The 1,813-nt window shown below is 43.4% G+C and carries 1 protein-coding gene; it reads right to left on the minus strand.

Going from position 1 to position 1,813, the window contains the following annotated elements; translation table 11 throughout:
• Positions 1-104: 104 nt before the first annotated feature.
• Positions 105-1,813, minus strand: a 1,709-nt coding sequence (locus tag AC1DND_RS27070; protein WP_477585853.1) for an Ig-like domain-containing protein, incomplete at its 5' end; no start/stop codon positions are given.

Below are 1,813 nucleotides of genomic sequence, written 5' to 3' on the forward strand. Positions count from 1 at the left end.
GTATATTCTTTACTTCTTTTTAGATAAAAAAGATGACTTTTTCCAAGTCATCAAAAAGAGAGTGCTTTTAGGCACTCTCTTTTTAAATAATATTTAAAAAACGGCTATAACTTAATTACTTTCACAACCTTTCTTTCTGCACCCTGTCTTACCTCTACCACATATACACCGGTAGGGAGTTCGGCCCCAAAAGTTAGCTGCTCAGTAACTGCTGTTTTAGCTTCCTTAACCAATTGCTGGGCAACATTATATACCCTATACTGTAAGGCTTCGTTACTAGGACTTTCTACCTGCACTTTAAACCCAGTCGTACTTGGATTTGGCCATGCGGTAACTTTTAATGCCAGTAATGATCCAAGGGCATTGCCATTATTGGTATTTAATGGCAGCTCTTCGGAACTCATTGCACTGGCTTCCTGGTTCAATAACAGTTCTGGCTTATTGCTGGTTGCCTCACGCGAATTAAAGCTTACCAGGTTACCAAATCCTTTTGCGCCTTCATTGATCAGTTTGAAGGAAACGATTTTTTTCCCTAAAGCAAGCTGGCTATTGATATAGGCTGTTACATCCAGTACGTACCAGGCACGTACTGTATTTTTAACAGTATAGCTGCCCAGTAGTGTACCGTTTTCTGATGGCTTGTTGTTCCAGGTAATGGAATTTTCTCCCCAGGTGGTATTAGACAGGCCATACACCGATACAGTCCTCAATGGATTGACATCTATACGGGAAGCATATACCCTGATCTTTGCACTGTTCACTACTGAACCCGAAAATGTGCTATAATCGAAACGCAGGTAAGATTCCCTAAAATTGGATAAATTATCATTACTCACATCCAAATTGCTCAATGTTCCGTTATTAGCGTTTGCAAAAGCACCATCCCTTACAAATGCATCGGCCACCGGATTAACCGCTAAAGCCTGTGGTGCGTTTACTTTCACCGTAACAGCTGAAGATGTAGCCACCCTGCCTAAATTATCGGTTGCTTTTGCACTAAGCGTATACGTTCCTGATGGAACATTATTCCACACCATGTTATACGGTGCCGTTGTAGATTGGCCCAACAAGGTTGATCCTTGATAAAACTCTACTTTAACAATCGTTCCGGTAGTATTGACATTAAGGGTAATATTCGAGTTTGAGGTAAACACAGCGTTGTTTACCGGAGCGGTAATCGCCACCGTTGGCGCAGCGCTGACCGTAACATTTACAGCTGTTGATGTGCTTGTTCCCCCGTTATTATCGGTTGCCTTTGCGGTAAGCGCATAGTTTCCAGCAGGAAGATTAGTCCAGGTGAAACTGTAAGGTGCAGTGCCTGACTGACCTAGCAATGTGCTGCCCTGATAAAATTCTACTTTAGCAACCGTACCATCTCCATCCGTAGCGTTGGCATTAATGGTAAGGTCTGTACCCGCAGTAAACACAGCATTATTTGCCGGTGAACTGATGGCTACTGTTGGCAAGGTATTTACGGTAACGTTTACGATAGCAGATGTCGTTGTTCCCCCGTTATTATCGGTTGCCTTTGCGGTAAGCGCATAAGCTCCTACAGCAGGATTATTCCAAGTAAAGCTATATGGTGCAGTGGTCGACTGGCCTAAAAGCGTGCTGCCCTGATAAAACTCTACTTTAGCAACCGTACCGTCCGCATCTGTAGCGCTGGCATTAATAGTAACATTTGCACCTGCCGTATATACAGCATTGTTTGCCGGTGAACTGATGGCTATTGTTGGCAAGGTATTTACGGTAATGTTTACGATAGCAGATGTCGTTGTTCCCCCGTTATTATCGGTTGCCTTTGCCGTAAGGG

The sequence above is a fragment of the Pedobacter sp. 01N416 genome, assembly GCF_056399685.1.